The sequence below is a fragment of the Pseudomonas sp. YA1 genome, assembly GCF_058680555.1.
In genome coordinates this window covers 124,740-138,945 of the sequence record NZ_JBZWBG010000003.1, presented here as the reverse complement: position 1 = coordinate 138,945, position 14,206 = coordinate 124,740, and the positions used below count along the sequence as shown (strand labels likewise).

The 14,206-nt window shown below is 66.4% G+C and carries 15 protein-coding genes; 4 read left to right on the top strand and 11 right to left on the bottom strand.

What is annotated here, in order from left to right:
• Nucleotides 1-27: 27 nt before the first annotated feature.
• The 4 genes from lpxK to AC4OR5_RS04910 all read right to left on the bottom strand — a co-directional run bounded on the left by lpxK (nucleotide 28) and on the right by AC4OR5_RS04910 (nucleotide 4,396).
• Nucleotides 28-1,026, bottom strand: a complete 999-nt coding sequence (gene lpxK / locus AC4OR5_RS04925) for a tetraacyldisaccharide 4'-kinase (protein ID WP_003130692.1) — start codon at nucleotides 1,024-1,026, stop codon at nucleotides 28-30.
• Nucleotides 1,026-1,466 carry an ExbD/TolR family protein gene (locus AC4OR5_RS04920; RefSeq protein WP_003091161.1) on the bottom strand — a complete coding sequence of 147 codons (441 nt, stop codon included), beginning with the start codon at nucleotides 1,464-1,466 and terminating at the stop codon, nucleotides 1,026-1,028. The genes lpxK and AC4OR5_RS04920 overlap by 1 nt, the downstream gene beginning before the upstream one ends.
• Complete coding sequence (locus tag AC4OR5_RS04915; protein ID WP_003091163.1) at nucleotides 1,463-2,098, bottom strand: MotA/TolQ/ExbB proton channel family protein; 636 nt, start codon at nucleotides 2,096-2,098, stop codon at nucleotides 1,463-1,465. Before AC4OR5_RS04915 ends, AC4OR5_RS04920 begins: the two co-directional genes overlap by 4 nt.
• 72 nt (nucleotides 2,099-2,170) lie before the next feature.
• Entirely contained in the window at nucleotides 2,171-4,396 is a 2,226-nt protein-coding gene (locus AC4OR5_RS04910) for a DNA internalization-related competence protein ComEC/Rec2 (protein ID WP_058160226.1), read from the bottom strand.
• A 130-nt stretch (nucleotides 4,397-4,526) separates the two neighbouring features.
• On the opposite strand from AC4OR5_RS04910, the gene AC4OR5_RS04905 reads away from it, so the two are divergent.
• On the top strand, nucleotides 4,527-5,060 hold the full coding sequence (locus tag AC4OR5_RS04905; RefSeq protein WP_003091165.1) for a DUF2062 domain-containing protein: 534 nt from the start codon (nucleotides 4,527-4,529) through the stop codon (nucleotides 5,058-5,060).
• 75 nt (nucleotides 5,061-5,135) lie between these two features.
• Here the strand turns inward: AC4OR5_RS04905 and AC4OR5_RS04900 are convergent, their stop codons facing one another.
• The 3 genes from AC4OR5_RS04900 to AC4OR5_RS04890 form a co-directional block, all read right to left on the bottom strand.
• A complete protein-coding gene (locus AC4OR5_RS04900) occupies nucleotides 5,136-6,380 on the bottom strand; it encodes a lipoprotein-releasing ABC transporter permease subunit (protein ID WP_003105198.1) in 1,245 nt (414 codons plus the stop codon).
• A gap of 69 nt (nucleotides 6,381-6,449) precedes the next feature.
• Nucleotides 6,450-7,133, bottom strand: coding sequence for a lipoprotein-releasing ABC transporter ATP-binding protein LolD (lolD, locus tag AC4OR5_RS04895; RefSeq protein ID WP_003091168.1), 684 nt, complete (start codon nucleotides 7,131-7,133; stop codon nucleotides 6,450-6,452).
• A complete protein-coding gene (locus AC4OR5_RS04890) occupies nucleotides 7,126-8,376 on the bottom strand; it encodes a lipoprotein-releasing ABC transporter permease subunit (RefSeq protein ID WP_058160227.1) in 1,251 nt (416 codons plus the stop codon). The genes lolD and AC4OR5_RS04890 overlap by 8 nt, the downstream gene beginning before the upstream one ends.
• A 102-nt stretch (nucleotides 8,377-8,478) precedes the next feature.
• On the opposite strand from AC4OR5_RS04890, the gene AC4OR5_RS04885 reads away from it, so the two are divergent.
• From AC4OR5_RS04885 to AC4OR5_RS04875, 3 genes are read left to right on the top strand one after another with little or no spacing between them, the layout of a single operon-like run.
• Nucleotides 8,479-9,078, top strand: coding sequence for a PilZ domain-containing protein (locus tag AC4OR5_RS04885; protein ID WP_003105196.1), 600 nt, complete (start codon nucleotides 8,479-8,481; stop codon nucleotides 9,076-9,078).
• A gap of 9 nt (nucleotides 9,079-9,087) precedes the next feature.
• Nucleotides 9,088-9,396, top strand: coding sequence for a hypothetical protein (locus tag AC4OR5_RS04880; RefSeq protein ID WP_003091175.1), 309 nt, complete (start codon nucleotides 9,088-9,090; stop codon nucleotides 9,394-9,396).
• On the top strand, nucleotides 9,393-10,115 hold the full coding sequence (locus AC4OR5_RS04875; RefSeq protein ID WP_003091176.1) for a glycerophosphodiester phosphodiesterase: 723 nt from the start codon (nucleotides 9,393-9,395) through the stop codon (nucleotides 10,113-10,115). Before AC4OR5_RS04880 ends, AC4OR5_RS04875 begins: the two co-directional genes overlap by 4 nt.
• Before the next feature lie 42 nt (nucleotides 10,116-10,157).
• Here the strand turns inward: AC4OR5_RS04875 and sthA are convergent, their stop codons facing one another.
• The 4 genes from sthA to nqrF all read right to left on the bottom strand — a co-directional run bounded on the left by sthA (nucleotide 10,158) and on the right by nqrF (nucleotide 14,199).
• Nucleotides 10,158-11,552 (bottom strand): Si-specific NAD(P)(+) transhydrogenase, encoded by a 1,395-nt coding sequence (gene sthA, locus AC4OR5_RS04870; RefSeq protein WP_003130681.1) that lies wholly within the window; start codon nucleotides 11,550-11,552, stop codon nucleotides 10,158-10,160.
• Nucleotides 11,553-11,730: 178 nt separating this feature from the next.
• Nucleotides 11,731-11,958, bottom strand: a complete 228-nt coding sequence (gene nqrM / locus AC4OR5_RS04865; protein ID WP_003091178.1) for a (Na+)-NQR maturation NqrM — start codon at nucleotides 11,956-11,958, stop codon at nucleotides 11,731-11,733.
• Nucleotides 11,955-12,983, bottom strand: a complete 1,029-nt coding sequence (locus tag AC4OR5_RS04860; protein ID WP_003143661.1) for an FAD:protein FMN transferase — start codon at nucleotides 12,981-12,983, stop codon at nucleotides 11,955-11,957. The genes nqrM and AC4OR5_RS04860 overlap by 4 nt, the downstream gene beginning before the upstream one ends.
• The gene (gene nqrF / locus AC4OR5_RS04855) at nucleotides 12,976-14,199 is read right to left on the bottom strand and encodes an NADH:ubiquinone reductase (Na(+)-transporting) subunit F (protein ID WP_003091181.1); all 1,224 of its coding nucleotides are present in this window, start codon (nucleotides 14,197-14,199) and stop codon (nucleotides 12,976-12,978) included. Before nqrF ends, AC4OR5_RS04860 begins: the two co-directional genes overlap by 8 nt.
• Nucleotides 14,200-14,206 lie beyond the last annotated feature (7 nt).

Genomic DNA, 14,206 nt, shown 5'->3' with positions numbered 1-14,206 from the left:
TTCATACAATGGCGGCACGGCCGCCGGTCAGCGCGCCAGGAGATGCTCGAGTCGGGCGTCGAACCAGGCGACGAATGCAGGGGAAGGCACCGCATCGACCGCCAGGTACCACCAGTCGGCCGCTGCGAAAGCCCGGCATTTAACGGCATCCTTCTCGGTCATCAGCAGCGGCAGCGGCGGGCTGAACGCCAGTTCGGCCGCCGTGTAGGTCGCGTGATCCGGGAAGGCATGCGGAATCGCTCGCCAGTGTAGCGCCTCGAGCGTCCTGAAGAAACGCTGCGGATTGCCGATCCCGGCCAGGGCGTGGACTTCCTGGCCCGCGGGAAAATGCTCCAGCGGTCGGCGCTCGCCGCTCTGCAGGTTGATCAGCGCAGTAGGCTGCAAGCGGAATGCGTAACCGCCGTCAGGATCCTCGTCGGCGCCGTTGTAAAGCAGCGCGTCGACGCTTTGCAGACGCTCCGCCGGTTCGCGCAACGGACCGGCCGGCAGGCAACGACCATTGCCGAGACCGCGCGCGGCATCGATCAGCACCAGCTCCAGATCGCGCGCCAGGCGATAGTGCTGCAAGCCATCGTCGCAGAGGACCAGGTCCAACTGCTCTTCGGCGAGCAGCGCCTGCAGGGCGCGCGGACGATCCGGGTCGATCATCAGCGGCACGCCGCTGCGCCGGACGATCATCAGCGGTTCGTCGCCGGCCTCCGCGGCGTCCTGCTCGGCCCGCACCCGCCACGGCGTGGTGGGCGGCCGGGCACCATAGCCGCGGCTGATCACGCCAACCCGCAAGCCGCGAGCCCTGCAGTGCTCGATCATCCAGAGGATCATCGGCGTCTTGCCGGTTCCGCCGACGGTGATGTTGCCTACCACCAGCACCGGCAGCGGCGCCCGATAGGCGGGCTTGCGCCCGGACAGGAAGTCCGCCCGGCGGCCGTTCGCCACCCGGCGATAGAGAGCCTCCAGCGGACGCAGCAGCGCCAGCGCCGGATGCCCCTGGTACCAGGCGGCGAGCAGCCGCTCGGAGAACGACATCAGGGCTTGGCCGCCGTGTTCTCGACCGTGGTGATGCGCAGGTGGACGAAGCCCAGCTTGCCCGCTGCGTCCATCGCCGTGACCACCGACTGGTGGGTGGACTTGGCATCGGCGCTGATCACCACCGGCAGGTTGTTGTCGCCCGCCGATTCACGCTGCATCGCCGCCATCAGGGTGGCCAGGTCGCTCTTGGCCAGCGCCTGCCCGTTCAGGGCGTAGTGCCCTTCGGCATCCACCGAGAGTTCCAGTTGCTTCTGCTCGGTGCCGGCGGTTTCGCCGCTCTCCGCCGATGGCAGCTCGATGTTGAGCTGCTCGGGGCGAGTGAAGGTGGTACTGACCACGAAGAACAGCAGCAGGACGAAGATCACGTCGATCAGCGACGCCAGGTTGATGAAGACGTCTTCACGGGCGGCACCCGCCCGTCTGCGGCGGAATTTCACGCTTTGCCTTCCTCGACGTAGTCGACTTCACGATCGCCCTGCACCACTTCCACCAGCTTGATGGCCTCCTGCTCCATGGCGATCACCAGTTCGTCGACCCGCCGCAGCAGGTAGCGATGGAAGAACACCGCCGGAATCGCCACCAGCAGGCCGGCGGCGGTGGTGATCAATGCCTTGGAGATGCCCGCGGCGAGCATCGGCGAGTTGGCCATGCCGTTGTCCATGAAGGCGCCGAAGATCTGGATCATGCCGAACACCGTGCCCAGCAGGCCCAGCAGCGGCGCCATCGCGGCGATGGTGCCGAGGGCGTTGAGGTAGCGCTCCAGCTCGTGGATGACACCGGAAGCAGCCTCCTCGATGCACTCCTTCATGATCTCGCGGCCGTGCTTGGAGTTGGCCAGGCCGGCGGCGAGGATCTCTCCCAGCGGCGAGTTGGCGCGCAGGTCCTTGAGCTTCTGGGCGCTCAGTTGCTTGCCCTTGATCTGCTTCCACACCTGGCCGAGCAGCTCGGGCGGCGCGACGCGGCTCTTGCGCAGCGTCCACAGGCGCTCCGCGACGATGGCGGTGGCGGCGATCGAACTCAGAATGATCGGCAGCATCATCCAGCCGCCGGCTTGAACCAGTTCCCACACAGTGGCATATCCCCGAAAAAAAAGTGGCGCCACTCTAGCACAGCGACCCTTTTCCGCCGACCGCCACGGTTCTCATTTTTCCCGCCAGAAGTGCGCCGAATCACGCTCCCGGCGTGCACCGCCACGGCTTCCGAGGAGAAACGTCAGGGCACCGTCGCGCGCCGTGTCGTGGACCTGCGCGGCGACCCTCGCGTAACGCTCCATCACTTCGCCATGGGGATGGCCGAAGGCGTTGCGCCAACCTCGCGAGACCAGCACATGGAGAGGCCGCGTACGCAACACGAAGGCGACTCCGGAGGAGCTGCGGCTGCCGTGATGCGGCGCCAGCAACCAGTCGACCCGCGGATCGGCCTGTCGCGCCAGCCAGGCATGCTCGGCCGCACGCGAGATGTCCCCGGTCAGCAGCAGGACTTCGCCATCGGCCTCGACCCTCAGCACGCAGGAGCGGTCGTTGCTGTCGCCGGCCTGCGCCCATGCCCACTGTTCGAAAACCACGCCATCCCAGGACCAGCGCCGCTCGTCGCAGCTGTCCGCGAACAACGGCGAAGGCAGGCGCGCGGGTTCGCCGCTGACCAGCCAACCCGGCGGGAATCGGGAAGCGACCGTAGGAGCACCGCCTGCATGGTCGTTGTCGGCATGACTCAGCAACAGGCCGTCCAGACGCCGCAGGTCCAGACTACGCAGCACCGGCACCACCACCCGCTCGCCCATGTCGAACGCCCCCTGCCGCGCACCGCTGTCATAGAGCAAGGCATGCTCCCGGGTACGCACCAGCACGGCCAGCCCCTGGCCGACGTCCAGCACCCTCACTTCCGCCCGCCCCCATTCGACAGGCGGCGATGACGGCAACAATGCCGGCAGTAGCAACGCGGCACCGAGGGCACGCAACGGCAAGCCAGCCGGCGCCAGCCAGCAGAGCGCGCCGAGCATGCCCAGCGCTACGCTCCAGGCCGCTGCGGCGGGTGGCTGCCAGGCCTCGGCCAGGCCTGCCAGCAGGCCAAGCGCACGAAACAGCAGGTCCAGCGAAACGCCAGCGGCGCGAAGCAGCCCCTCGCCCAGCCCGGGCACCCACAGCAGCAGGCTCCCCGCCAGGGCCGGGGGCACTACCAGCAGTTCGATCCAAGGCACCGCCAGCAGGTTGGCCAGCGCTCCGCTCAGGCTCAACGGCAGGCCCAGCGCCAGCAGCGGCATCGCCAGCCCCAGCGCCATCCCCCACTGCGCCCGCCCCCAGGCCGCCCACCAGCGCCAGCGCCCAAGGCGCCCGGCGAACAGCCAGAGCAGCAGGGCAACCGCCAGGAACGACAGCCAGAACCCCGCCTGCAGGCTGGCCAGCGGCTCGACCAGCAAGACCAGCACCAGCGTTGCCAGCAGCGGGGTCAGCAAGCCCAGGTGGCGGAAACGCAGGCGCCAGACCAGCGCCAGGCTGACCATCAGGCAGGCGCGCCGCACCGGGACCTCGAAACCCGCCATCAACCCGTAGCTCCAGGCACCAAGCAAACCCAGGGCGCAGGCACAGGGCAGCCAGGGCAGGCGCCGCGGCCAGCAGCCCAGGCGATGCAAGGCCGCCACCAGGCCATAGAGCATCCCCGCCAGCAACGAGATATGCGAACCGGAGATGACCATCAGATGCACGGTGCCGGTGTCCTGGAACATGCGCCACTCGGCTGCGCTCAATCCCGAGCCATCCCCCAGCACCAGCGCCGCCAGGGCGGCGCCGCGCCCCTGTGCGTCGACCGCCAGGAGGCGTTGGCGCCAGGCGTCGCGCCAGGCATCCAGGCCGCTGGCCGGCTGCAGGCGTTGGCCCGCCTTCACCGTGCCCACGGCACCGACCCGCTGCGCCAACAACCAGGCCTCGTAGTCGAAACCCGCCGCGTTCACCAGGCCGCGGGGGCGTTTCAGGGTCACCGCCAGGCGCCAGCGTTCGCCGCCCATCAGCGGCGGCGCGCCGCGCCAGCTCAGGCGCAGACGCTCGGGAAGAAGCACGCCCCGCGCAGCGCTGACCTCCTCCAGCCGGAAGCGCGTGACGCCCTCGCCGCTCGCCGGCAGATCGACCACACGCCCCTCCAGCCAAAGGGTGCGACCATCCAGCTCGGCGGCCAGGCGTCCGTCCAGGGCGACTTGCGCCGAGCCGCAGGCCCAGGCGAACCCGAGCAGGAACAACCCCAGCCAGTACAGCCGGCCGAACAGCAGCAACAGTCCGGCGGCGGCCATGCCCAGCAGCCAGCCGACCGACGGCAATTCCGCCAGGAAGCGCAGGGCCAGCAGCCCCGCGGCGAGGGCTGGCAATCCCAGGCGCATGAACGGTTCCTCCCATCCCCGTGGCGTGCCCTCCGCTCCCCGACATGTCACATGGGGTCATACAATGGGCAACGAAATCCTGTCATCTTGCTTGGCATAATACGCAAGCCTATATCCACCGAGAGCCCACATGCCGCGTCGCCTGTTCAAGCGCTACATGCCCGATCCGGAAAGCATCCGCTCGCAGAAGTCGCTGCGCTTTCTCGGCAAGTTGACGCACGATCCCAACCTTTGGCATCTCAATCGCCACTCGGTATCGCGCGCCATGGCCGCCGGGCTGTTCGCCGCCTTCATCCCGATGCCGATGCAGATGCTGCTGGCGGCCGGTCTGGCGGTGTGGATTCGGAGCAATCTGCCAATCTCCGTCGGATTGGTCTGGCTGACCAATCCGATCACGATGCCCCCGGTCTTCTATTGCACCTACAAGCTGGGCGCCTGGTTGATGCAGGTGCCGCCGCGCACCCTGCCGGACCATCTCACCTGGGAATGGATCAGCCAGGAGCTGTCCAGCCTCTGGCAGCCCTTCCTGCTCGGTTCGGTGGTGTGCGGCATCATCGCCGCCATCCTCGGCTACGCGCTGACGATGCTCTACTGGCGCTGGTGGGTGCAGCGCAGTTGGAGCCGACGCTGCCGGCAACGTCGCGAACGGGTCGCCGCGAAGTGATCCGCCGGACATGAAAAAGCCGCCTCGAAGGCGGCTTTTTCGTGGGCCTTGTCCGCCCCGTGCAGGGACTGGCGCTCACTCGTAGCGCAGCGACTCGGCCGGTTGTGTCCGCGCCGCGCGCCAGGATGGGTACAGGGTGGCGAGGAAGCTCATCAGCAATGCAGCGCTGCAGATCAGCACCACGTCCAGCACCTGCAGGTCGGAAGGCAGGTAGTTGATGAAGTACACGTCCGAGCTGAAGACCTTGTGCCCGACCAGCCGCTCGATGCGGTCGATCATCCCGGTGATGTTCAACGCCGCGAACACCCCGAGCACCCCGCCGATAACCGTCCCGATCACGCCGATAACGGTGCCCTGGACCATGAAGATCGCCATGATCTGCCGCGGCGTGGCGCCGAGGGTACGAAGAATCGCGATGTCGGTGCGCTTGTCGGCGACCACCATGATCAGGGTGGCGATGATGTTGAAGGCGGCGACCGCGATGATCAGCAGCAGGAGCAGGCCGATCATGGTCTTTTCCATCTTCATCGCGTTGAACAGGCTGCCCTGGGTCCTGGTCCAGTCGCTGGACCTGAAGCCCTGCCCCAACTCCTTGACCACCTTGGCGGCGACCTGCGGCGACTGGTAGAGATCCTTCAGTTCCAGGCGCACGCTCGGCACCTGGCCCGGTTGCAGGCGCAGCAACTGGCCGGCATCGGCGATGTCGATCAGCGCCAGCGAGTTGTCCAGTTCGGCGCCGACCTTGAACAGGGCGACGATGGTGAAGCGCTGCATGCGCGGAGTGATGCCGCCCGGCGCACTGGTGGCTTCCGGGACGATCAGGGTCAGCTTGTCGCCGACATTGACATGGAAGCGCCGCGCGGTGATCTCGCCGAGGACGATGCCGAACTCGCCAGGCTTGAGGTCGTCCAGGCTGCCCTGGACGATGTGCTCGCCGATGATGGAAACCTTGCGCTCCTCCTGCGGGTCGATGCCGTTAACCAGCACCGGCAGCATGTTGCCCTTGTACGACAGCATGCCCTGCAGTTCGGCGAACGGCGCCGCGCCGACCACCTCGCGGTGCCGCAGCGCCGCGTTGGCGACGGTCTGCCAGTCGTCCAGCGGCTGCGTCGCGCTGATGGTGGCATGCGGCACCATGCCGAGGATCCGCGTGCGCATTTCCTTCTGGAAGCCGTTCATCACCGAGAGCACGATGATCATCGCCAGCACGCCCAGCGCCAGGCCGATCATCGAGGTCAGCGAGATGAACGAGATGTAGTGGTTGCGGCGTTTGGCGCGGGTGTAGCGCAGGCCTATGAAGAACGGTAACGGTCTGAACATGTCGCGGATGCACCGAGTCGATGGGGGATTCGCCGGACGGGAGCGGACGGCGGGCACGCCGTCGCCCCGCTACGCGGCGATCAGTCGGCCTTCTTCCAGGCGCAGGATGCGATCCATGTGCCCGGCCAGCTGGAGATCGTGGGTTACCACCAGGAACGAGGTCTGCAACGAACGGCTCAGTTCCAGCATCAGCTCCTGGATACCCTGGGCGGTATGCTGGTCGAGGTTGCCGGTGGGCTCGTCGAGCAGTACCAGCTGCGGACGGTTGACCAGCGCGCGGGCGATCGCCACCCGCTGGCGCTCGCCGCCGGACAGCTCGGCCGGCTTGTGCGACAGGCGATGCCCCAGCCCGACCCGCTCCAGCAGCTCGGCCGCCCGCTGGCGGGCTTCCGCGATCGGCGTGCGGCCGATCAACAGCGGCATGCAGACGTTCTCCAGGGCGGTGAACTCCGGCAACAGGTGGTGGAACTGGTAGACGAAGCCCAGCGCGCGGTTGCGCAGCAGCCCGCGGGCCGTCTCGTTCAGCGCCGAGAGTTCCTCGCCGGCGAGCCAGACGCTGCCGGCGGAGGGCGTGTCCAGGCCGCCAAGCATGTTCAGCAAGGTGCTCTTGCCCGAACCGGAGCTGCCGACGATAGCCACCCGCTCCCCAGGCAGCAGGTTCAACTCGACGCCGGACAGCACCTGCACCGATTGCGGTCCCTCGTCGTAGCTCTTGCTCAGGTTGCGGCAACTCAGCACCGACTTGTCATTCATAACGCAAAGCCTCCGCAGGCTGGGTGCGAGCCGCACGCCAGGCTGGATACAAAGTGGCGAAGAAGCTGAGGACCAGGGCCGCGCCGCAGACCAGCACGACATCGTCGAGCATCAGTTGCGACGGCAGGTAATCGATGAAGTACACGTCGGACGCGAGGAACTGGTGGCCCAGCAGCTTTTCCAGGGCGGAAATCCAGGCGCTGACGTTGAGTGCCGCGACCACCCCGAGGCCCCCGCCGACCAGCGTGCCGATCACCCCGATCACCGTACCCTGGACCATGAAGGTAGCCATGATCTGCCCCGGCGTGGCGCCGAGGGTACGAAGGATGGCGATGTCCGACTTCTTGTCGGTGACCACCATCACCAGGGTGGAAATGATGTTGAACGCGGCGACCGCGACGATCAGCAGCAGCAACAGGCCGATCATGGTCTTTTCCATGCGGATGGCCTGGTACAGGTTGCCGTGGCTGCGCGTCCAGTCGCGGGCGTAGAAGTCATTGTCGGTCAGGGTCCGGGCGATCTCCCAGGCCACCCGCGGCGCCTGGAACAGGTCGTCGAGCTTCAGGCGCAGCCCCTGTACCTGGTTGGTCTTCCAGCGCTGCAGGCGCGCGGCGTCTTCCAGGTGGATCAGCGACAGGCCGCCATCCAGTTCACCGGCGCCGACGCGGAAGGTGCCGACCACGGTGAAACGCTTCATACGGGGGAACACCCCGGCCGGGGTGACCGCCACCTCGGGGAGGATCAGGGTGACCTTGTCGCCGATGCCGACGCCAAGCTTCTGCGCCGCCAGTTGGCCGATGACGATGCCGAAGCCGCCGGCCTTGAGTTCCGCCAGCGAGCCCTGCTTGAAGAAATCGGGAATGATCGAGACCTTGGCCTCTTCCAGCGGATCGACCGCATCGACCATCACCGTCTGCACCGCGCCATTGGCGCTGAGCATGCCCTGCATCTGGGTGAACGGCGCTACCGCGGTGACATGCTCGTGGGCCTTGACCTTCTCGGCCAGGGCGCGCCAGTCATCGATGGGCTGGTACGACTCGACGGTGGCCTGCGGCACCATGCCGAGGATGCGGGTACGCATTTCGCGATCGAAGCCGTTCATCACCGAGAGCACCACGATCATCACCAGCACGCCCAGTGCCAGGCCGATCATCGAGGTCAGCGAAATGAAGGAGACGAAATGGCTGCGACGTTTGGCCCGCGTATAGCGCGTGCCGATGAAAACGGACAGGGGTCTGAACATGTCGCCCTTAGCTGGCAGAAAATGGATGCGTCGGGATGGCGAAGTGGCGAGGCATCGCCGGCGGCCTTACACTCTGACCATCACTGCCGCCGTGGGTTCGCCATGTCCACTCGTGACGCGGATGACCGCCGCGAATACTACCGTATCGAAGATACCCTCGCACTGGAATTTCGCCCTGCCGGGGCCGTCGAAGACGGCCTGGAGAGCGAGCCGGGGGCCACCCTGTTCAGCCTGCTCAGCGACCTCCACCTGATGGATTACGAGTCGCAGCACCTGCTGCGCCACATCAGCGAACGCGACCGCACGCTGGCCAACTACCTGAAGGTGATGAACAAGCGCATCGACCTGCTTGGCCAGGTCATGGTGCAGAGCCTGCTCAAGGAGATCGGCGAACCGCGCAAGGTCAGCCTGTCCGAGGGGGGCGTCAGCTTCCGCCACGACCGCGCATTGCCGGTCGGCCAATTGCTCGTCCTGCGCATGGTCCTGTTGCCGCAGGGGTTCGGCCTCGAACTGCGGGCCCGGGTAATCCACGCCCAGCCACACGACGACGAATTCGAGATCGGCACCGAGTTCGAAGCGTTGAGCGACGCACAGCGCCAGTTGCTGGCCCGGCATATCCTCCAGAAGCAGGCCCAGCAGCGCCGCCTGGCACGGGCCGGACAAGGCCCGCTCGGCGAGCCAGGCCAACCTTCTTCGACCTGAGATGTACCGATGCTCCGTTCGCTACTGCTGTGCTCCCTCCTCCTCGCCCCGCCGCTGTTCGCCGACACCCTGAGCATTCCGCTGGGCGCCCAGGGCGATACCCGGGTCGCCCTGCCCGCGCGCGGCGAAAGCCGCGAAGCCGTGCTGCAACGCTTCGGCCTGGCCGACGAGGAACATCCCGCGGTCGGCCAGCCGCCCATCGTGCGCTGGGATTACCGCGACTTCTCGGTATATTTCGAAAGCGGCCGGGTGATCGACAGCGTTCGCCATCATCGGCCGCGGAATCCCGCGCAACCCTCGAACAAGGAGCCACAGTGACTCTCATCTATGGACATCGCGGCGCCAAGGGCGAAGCGCCGGAAAACACCCTGGCCAGCTTCCAGCGCTGCCTGGAGCATGGCGTCAACCGTTGCGAACTGGACCTGCACCTGTCCCGCGACGGCGAACTGATGGTGATCCACGACCCGACCCTGAAGCGCACCACCGGCCGCCGCGGCAAGGTCGCCGAACACGACGCGGCCACCCTGGTCACCTACGACGCGCGCGAAGGCGGCCCCGGCTGGGTACGGCCGACGCCGATCCCGCGGCTGGAGGAGTTGTTCGAGAAGTGCCCGTTCGAGCACTGGCAACTGGAAGTGAAGAGCGCCTCGCGCGAACGCGCGGCGCGGACGGTAACGCGGATCAGGGAGCTGACCGAGCGCTTCGGCAACCGCGACAAGGTCACCGTCACCAGCGGTTCGCGGACCGTGCTCAAGGCCCTCAACGAACTGACCCCGGAGCTGTCGCGCGGGCTGGTCGCCGAATACGCCTGGCTCGACCCGCTGAAGGTCGCCCAGCACTATGGCTGTGCCCTGCTCGCCCTGAACTGGACCCTATGCACCCCGGAGCGCCTGCTCAAGGCCCAGCGCCAGGGGCTTCACGTCTCGGTGTGGACGGTCAACGAACCGGCGCTGATGCGCCGGCTCGCCGACTTCGGCGTGGACAGCCTGATCACAGACTTTCCCGGTTTGGCCAGCGCCACCCTCGGGAATCGCTGAGCACATCCCCTCCGGCCGGCTCAGGCCGCCGGCCGGAGTCCTTCAAAAAAGCCGGTTGAGGCCGTCGAACGCCGCTACCCGATAGGCTTCCGCCATGGTCGGGTAGTTGAAGGTGGTGTTGACGAAGTACTTCAGGGTATTCAGCTCGCCCGGCTGGTTCATGATCGCCTGGCCGATGTGGACGATTTCCGAAGCCTGGTCGCCGAAGCAGTGCACGCCGAGGATCTCCAGGGTCTCGCGATGGAACAGGATCTTCAGCATGCCCACCGGCTCGTTGGAAATCTGCGCCCGGGCCATGCCCTTGAAGAACGCCTTGCCCACTTCGTAGGGAATCTTCGCCGCGGTCAGTTCGCTTTCGTTCTTGCCGATCGAGCTGATCTCCGGAATGGTGTAGATGCCGGTCGGCACATCGTTGACGAAGCGCCAGCTGTCGCTCTCGACGATGTTGCCGGCGGCCGAGCGGCCCTGGTCGTAGGCAGCGCTGGCCAGGCTCGGCCAGCCGATCACGTCGCCGGCGGCGAAGATGTTGCTCACCGAAGTGCGGTAGTTCTCGTCCACCTCGATCTGGCCACGGCTGTTGACCTTGATGCCGATGTTCTCCAGGCCGAGCTTGTCGGTGTTGCCGGTCCGGCCGTTGCACCAGAGCAGCGCGTCCGCCTTGATCTTCTTGCCCGACTTCAGGTGCAGGATGACACCGTTGTCCAGCCCCTCGACGCGCTCGTACTCCTCGTTGTGGCGGATCAGCACGTTGTTGTTGCGCAGGTGGTAGCTCAGCGCATCGGAAATCTCGTCATCGAGGAAGCTGAGCAACTGGTCGCGCGTATCGATCAGGTCCACCAGCACGCCCAGGCCGCTGAAGATCGACGCGTATTCGCAGCCGATCACCCCGGCTCCGTAGATGATCAGCCGGCGCGGGGTGTGGCTCAGGGACAGGATGGTGTCGCTGTCGTAGACCCGCGGGTGGTTGAAATTGATGTCCGAAGGACGATACGGGCGCGAGCCGGTGGCGATCACGAACTGGTCGGCGACCAGGCGCTCCACCGCGCCGCTCGGCGTCACCACTTCGACGGTGCGTTCGTCGACGAAGCTGGCGGTGCCGGTGAACATGTCGATGCGATTGCGCGCGTAGTAGCCGGTACGCGAGGCGACCTGCTTGGAGATCACCCGGTCGGCGCTCTTCAGCACGTCGGGGAAGGAGAACCAGCGCGGCTCGCCGATCTGGCGGAACATCGGGTTGGTGTTGAACTCGATGATCTGCTTCACCGAGTGGCGCAGGGCCTTGGAAGGAATGGTGCCGAGGTGCGTGCAGTTGCCTCCGACCACGCGACGGCTGTCGACTACCGCCAGCTTGCGTCCGTACTTGGAGGCGTTCATCGCCGCCCCTTCGCCCGCCGGACCCGTGCCCAAAATCACCACGTCGTAGTTGTAGACAGCCATGCGTACTCCTCAGAACAGGCCGAGGCGCCCACTGGCGCCTCCGGCAAAGCCGCGGCACAACATGTGCGCGGCGGATCGATTCGATCATCGGGTCGGTGCGAACGACGGCATTCGCCGGGCAAGGCTCGGTCCGACCTCGAGGCGGGCATATGTTACGCCCCGTGCGAAATGTCGCACATTAGCGTTTGGTCGCGTCGTAGGCGAGTTTTCCGGGCACTACAGATTCGTCGCGGTTGGCTTCCTCGCATTTCTGCCGGTCGCCGCCGCAGATCGAGCATTCCTTCTCGATCCCCAGGTTGGCGATGCCGCCGCAGGAACCGGCGATCGGCTTGCGGCCCATGATGACCCCGATGGACATGCCGAAGACCACCAGCAGCATGATGACGAAGACCAGTAGCCAGGTCATGGACGTTCTCCTTGGTTGCCGAACAGTTGCTCGTAGCGTGGCGTGGTGCGGCTGTCGAAACCGTTGCCCTGGCGACTGACGAACAGCGCCGCCAGTCGGTGCTTCTCGGCGAAACGGTAGCCCTCTTCCGGACCGAGCACCATCAGCAGGGTCGACAGGCCGTCGGCGTTGCGCGTCGACGGATCGATCACCGTGACCGAAGCCAAGTGATGGTCGATCGGCGCGCCGGTGCGCGGGTCGAAGGTGTGCGAATAGCGCTGGCCGTTCTCTTCGAAATAGTTGCGGTAATCGCCCGAGGTCGAGACGCCGTAGCCGTCCAGCGCCAGTACCTGCTGGGCGACCCGCTGGCCCTCGCGCGGCGCTTCGATAGCGATGCGCCAGGGCGTGCCGTCCGGCTTGCGCCCTTCGGCTTTCAACTCGCCGGTGATTTCCGCCAGGTAGCTGCGCACGCCAAGCTCCTTCAGGCGTTCGCCTACCGCGTCCACCGTATAGCCAGCGGCGATGCTGTCGAAGTCCAGCTGTACGGCGGCGTCCTTGCACAGGCGCTGGCCGTCGATGCGCAGGTGTCGATGGCCGACGTCACGGCGCGCCGCGGCGATCTGCTCGGCGCTGGGAACCTTCTCCACCCGCGCCTGCGGACCGAAGCCCCAGAGGTTCATCAGCGGCTCGACGGTCATGTCGAAGGCGCCCTGGCTCTGTTCCGACAACTCGCCGCCGTAGCGCAGCAACTCCAGCATCGGTGGCGGCAGCTCCATGCAGGACTGCGCCGGCAACGCATTGAAACGCGAGACCAGGGAGTCGTCGCGGTAGGTGGACATCTGCCGGTCGACCTCGGCGAGGATCGCTTCCACCGCGGCTTTCGCCGTCTGGACGTCGGGCGCCGAGGCGCCGCGCACGTACTTGATCGAATAGGTGCTGCCCATGGTCGGGCCGCCGAAGCTTTCCAGGGTGTCGCCGCAACCGGCCAGGACCAGCGCCAGCGCTGCCAGTCCGGCCATGGCAAGCGGACGGAAACGCTCAGCCACCGAAATCGTCCAGCAGGATATTCTCGCGCTCCACGCCCAGGTCGGTGAGCATCTTGATCACCGCGGCATTCATCATCGGCGGGCCGCACATGTAGAACTCGCAGTCTTCGGGCGCCGGGTGGTCCTTCAGGTAGTTCTCGAACAGCACGTTGTGGATGAAGCCGGTCAGGCCGGTCCAGTTGTCCTCCGGCTGCGGGTCGGACAGCGCCAGGTGCCACTGGAAATTGGGGTTCTCCGCCTGCAGCTGGTCGTACTCCTCGGTATAGAAGGCCTCGCGCAGCGAGCGCGCGCCGTACCAGAAGCTGATCTTGCGGTTCGACTTGAGCCGGCGCAACTGGTCGAAGATGTGCGAACGCATCGGCGCCATGCCGGCGCCGCCGCCGATGAAGACCATCTCGGCCTCGGTGTCCTTGGCGAAGAACTCGCCGAACGGCCCGTACACGGTGACCTTGTCGCCCGGCTTGAGGTTGAACACCCAGGACGACATCTGCCCCGGCGGCAGGTCGCTGCCCGGCGGCGGCGAGGCGATGCGGATGTTGAACTTGACCACGCCCTGCTCTTCCGGGTAGTTGGCCATCGAGTAGGCGCGGATCACCGTCTCGTCGACCTTCGACACGTAGCGCCACATGTTGAACTTGTCCCAGTCGCCGCGATATTCCGGCTGGATATCGAAGTCCTTGTACTCGACCACGTGCGGCGGGCATTCCAGCTGCACGTAGCCGCCGGCGCGGAAATCCACGCTCTCGCCGTCCGGCAGGCGCAGGGTGAGTTCCTTGATGAAGGTGGCGACGTTGGGGTTGGACTCCACCGTGCATTCCCACTTCTTCACCCCGAAGACCTCTTCAGGCACGCGGATCTGCATGTCCTGCTTGACCGGGGTCTGGCACGACAGGCGCCAGCCCTCCTTCGCCTGGCGCCGGGTGAAGTGCGACTCCTCGGTGGGCAGCATCTCGCCGCCGCCCTCGACCACCACGCACTTGCACTGCGCGCAGGTGCCGCCGCCGCCGCAGGCGGAAGACAGGAACACGTTGTTCGTCGCCAGGGTTTGCAGCAGCTTGCCGCCGGCCGGCACGGTCAGGCTGTGCTCGCCGTTGATCTGGATGGTCACGTCGCCACTCGACACCAGCTTGGCGCGGGCGACCAGGATGATCGCCACCAGGCCCAGGACGATGGCGGTGAACATGCCGATGGCCAGGAAAATCTCGAATCCGATCACGGGCCTC

Excerpts from the sequence above, each read along its gene's own strand:
- AC4OR5_RS04880 (WP_003091175.1), top strand. The coding sequence starts at position 9,088 with ATGCTCCGTTCGCTACTGCTGTGCTCCCTCCTCCTCGCCCCGCCGCTG.
- nqrM (WP_003091178.1), bottom strand. The coding sequence starts at position 11,958 with ATGACCTGGCTACTGGTCTTCGTCATCATGCTGCTGGTGGTCTTCGGC.
- AC4OR5_RS04890 (WP_058160227.1), bottom strand. The coding sequence starts at position 8,376 with ATGTTCAGACCCCTGTCCGTTTTCATCGGCACGCGCTATACGCGGGCC.
- lpxK (WP_003130692.1), bottom strand. The coding sequence starts at position 1,026 with ATGTCGTTCTCCGAGCGGCTGCTCGCCGCCTGGTACCAGGGGCATCCG.
- AC4OR5_RS04885 (WP_003105196.1), top strand. The coding sequence starts at position 8,479 with ATGTCCACTCGTGACGCGGATGACCGCCGCGAATACTACCGTATCGAA.
- AC4OR5_RS04910 (WP_058160226.1), bottom strand. The coding sequence starts at position 4,396 with ATGCGCCTGGGATTGCCAGCCCTCGCCGCGGGGCTGCTGGCCCTGCGC.
- sthA (WP_003130681.1), bottom strand. The coding sequence starts at position 11,552 with ATGGCTGTCTACAACTACGACGTGGTGATTTTGGGCACGGGTCCGGCG.
- lolD (WP_003091168.1), bottom strand. The coding sequence starts at position 7,133 with ATGAATGACAAGTCGGTGCTGAGTTGCCGCAACCTGAGCAAGAGCTAC.
- AC4OR5_RS04905 (WP_003091165.1), top strand. The coding sequence starts at position 4,527 with ATGCCGCGTCGCCTGTTCAAGCGCTACATGCCCGATCCGGAAAGCATC.
- AC4OR5_RS04900 (WP_003105198.1), bottom strand. The coding sequence starts at position 6,380 with ATGTTCAGACCGTTACCGTTCTTCATAGGCCTGCGCTACACCCGCGCC.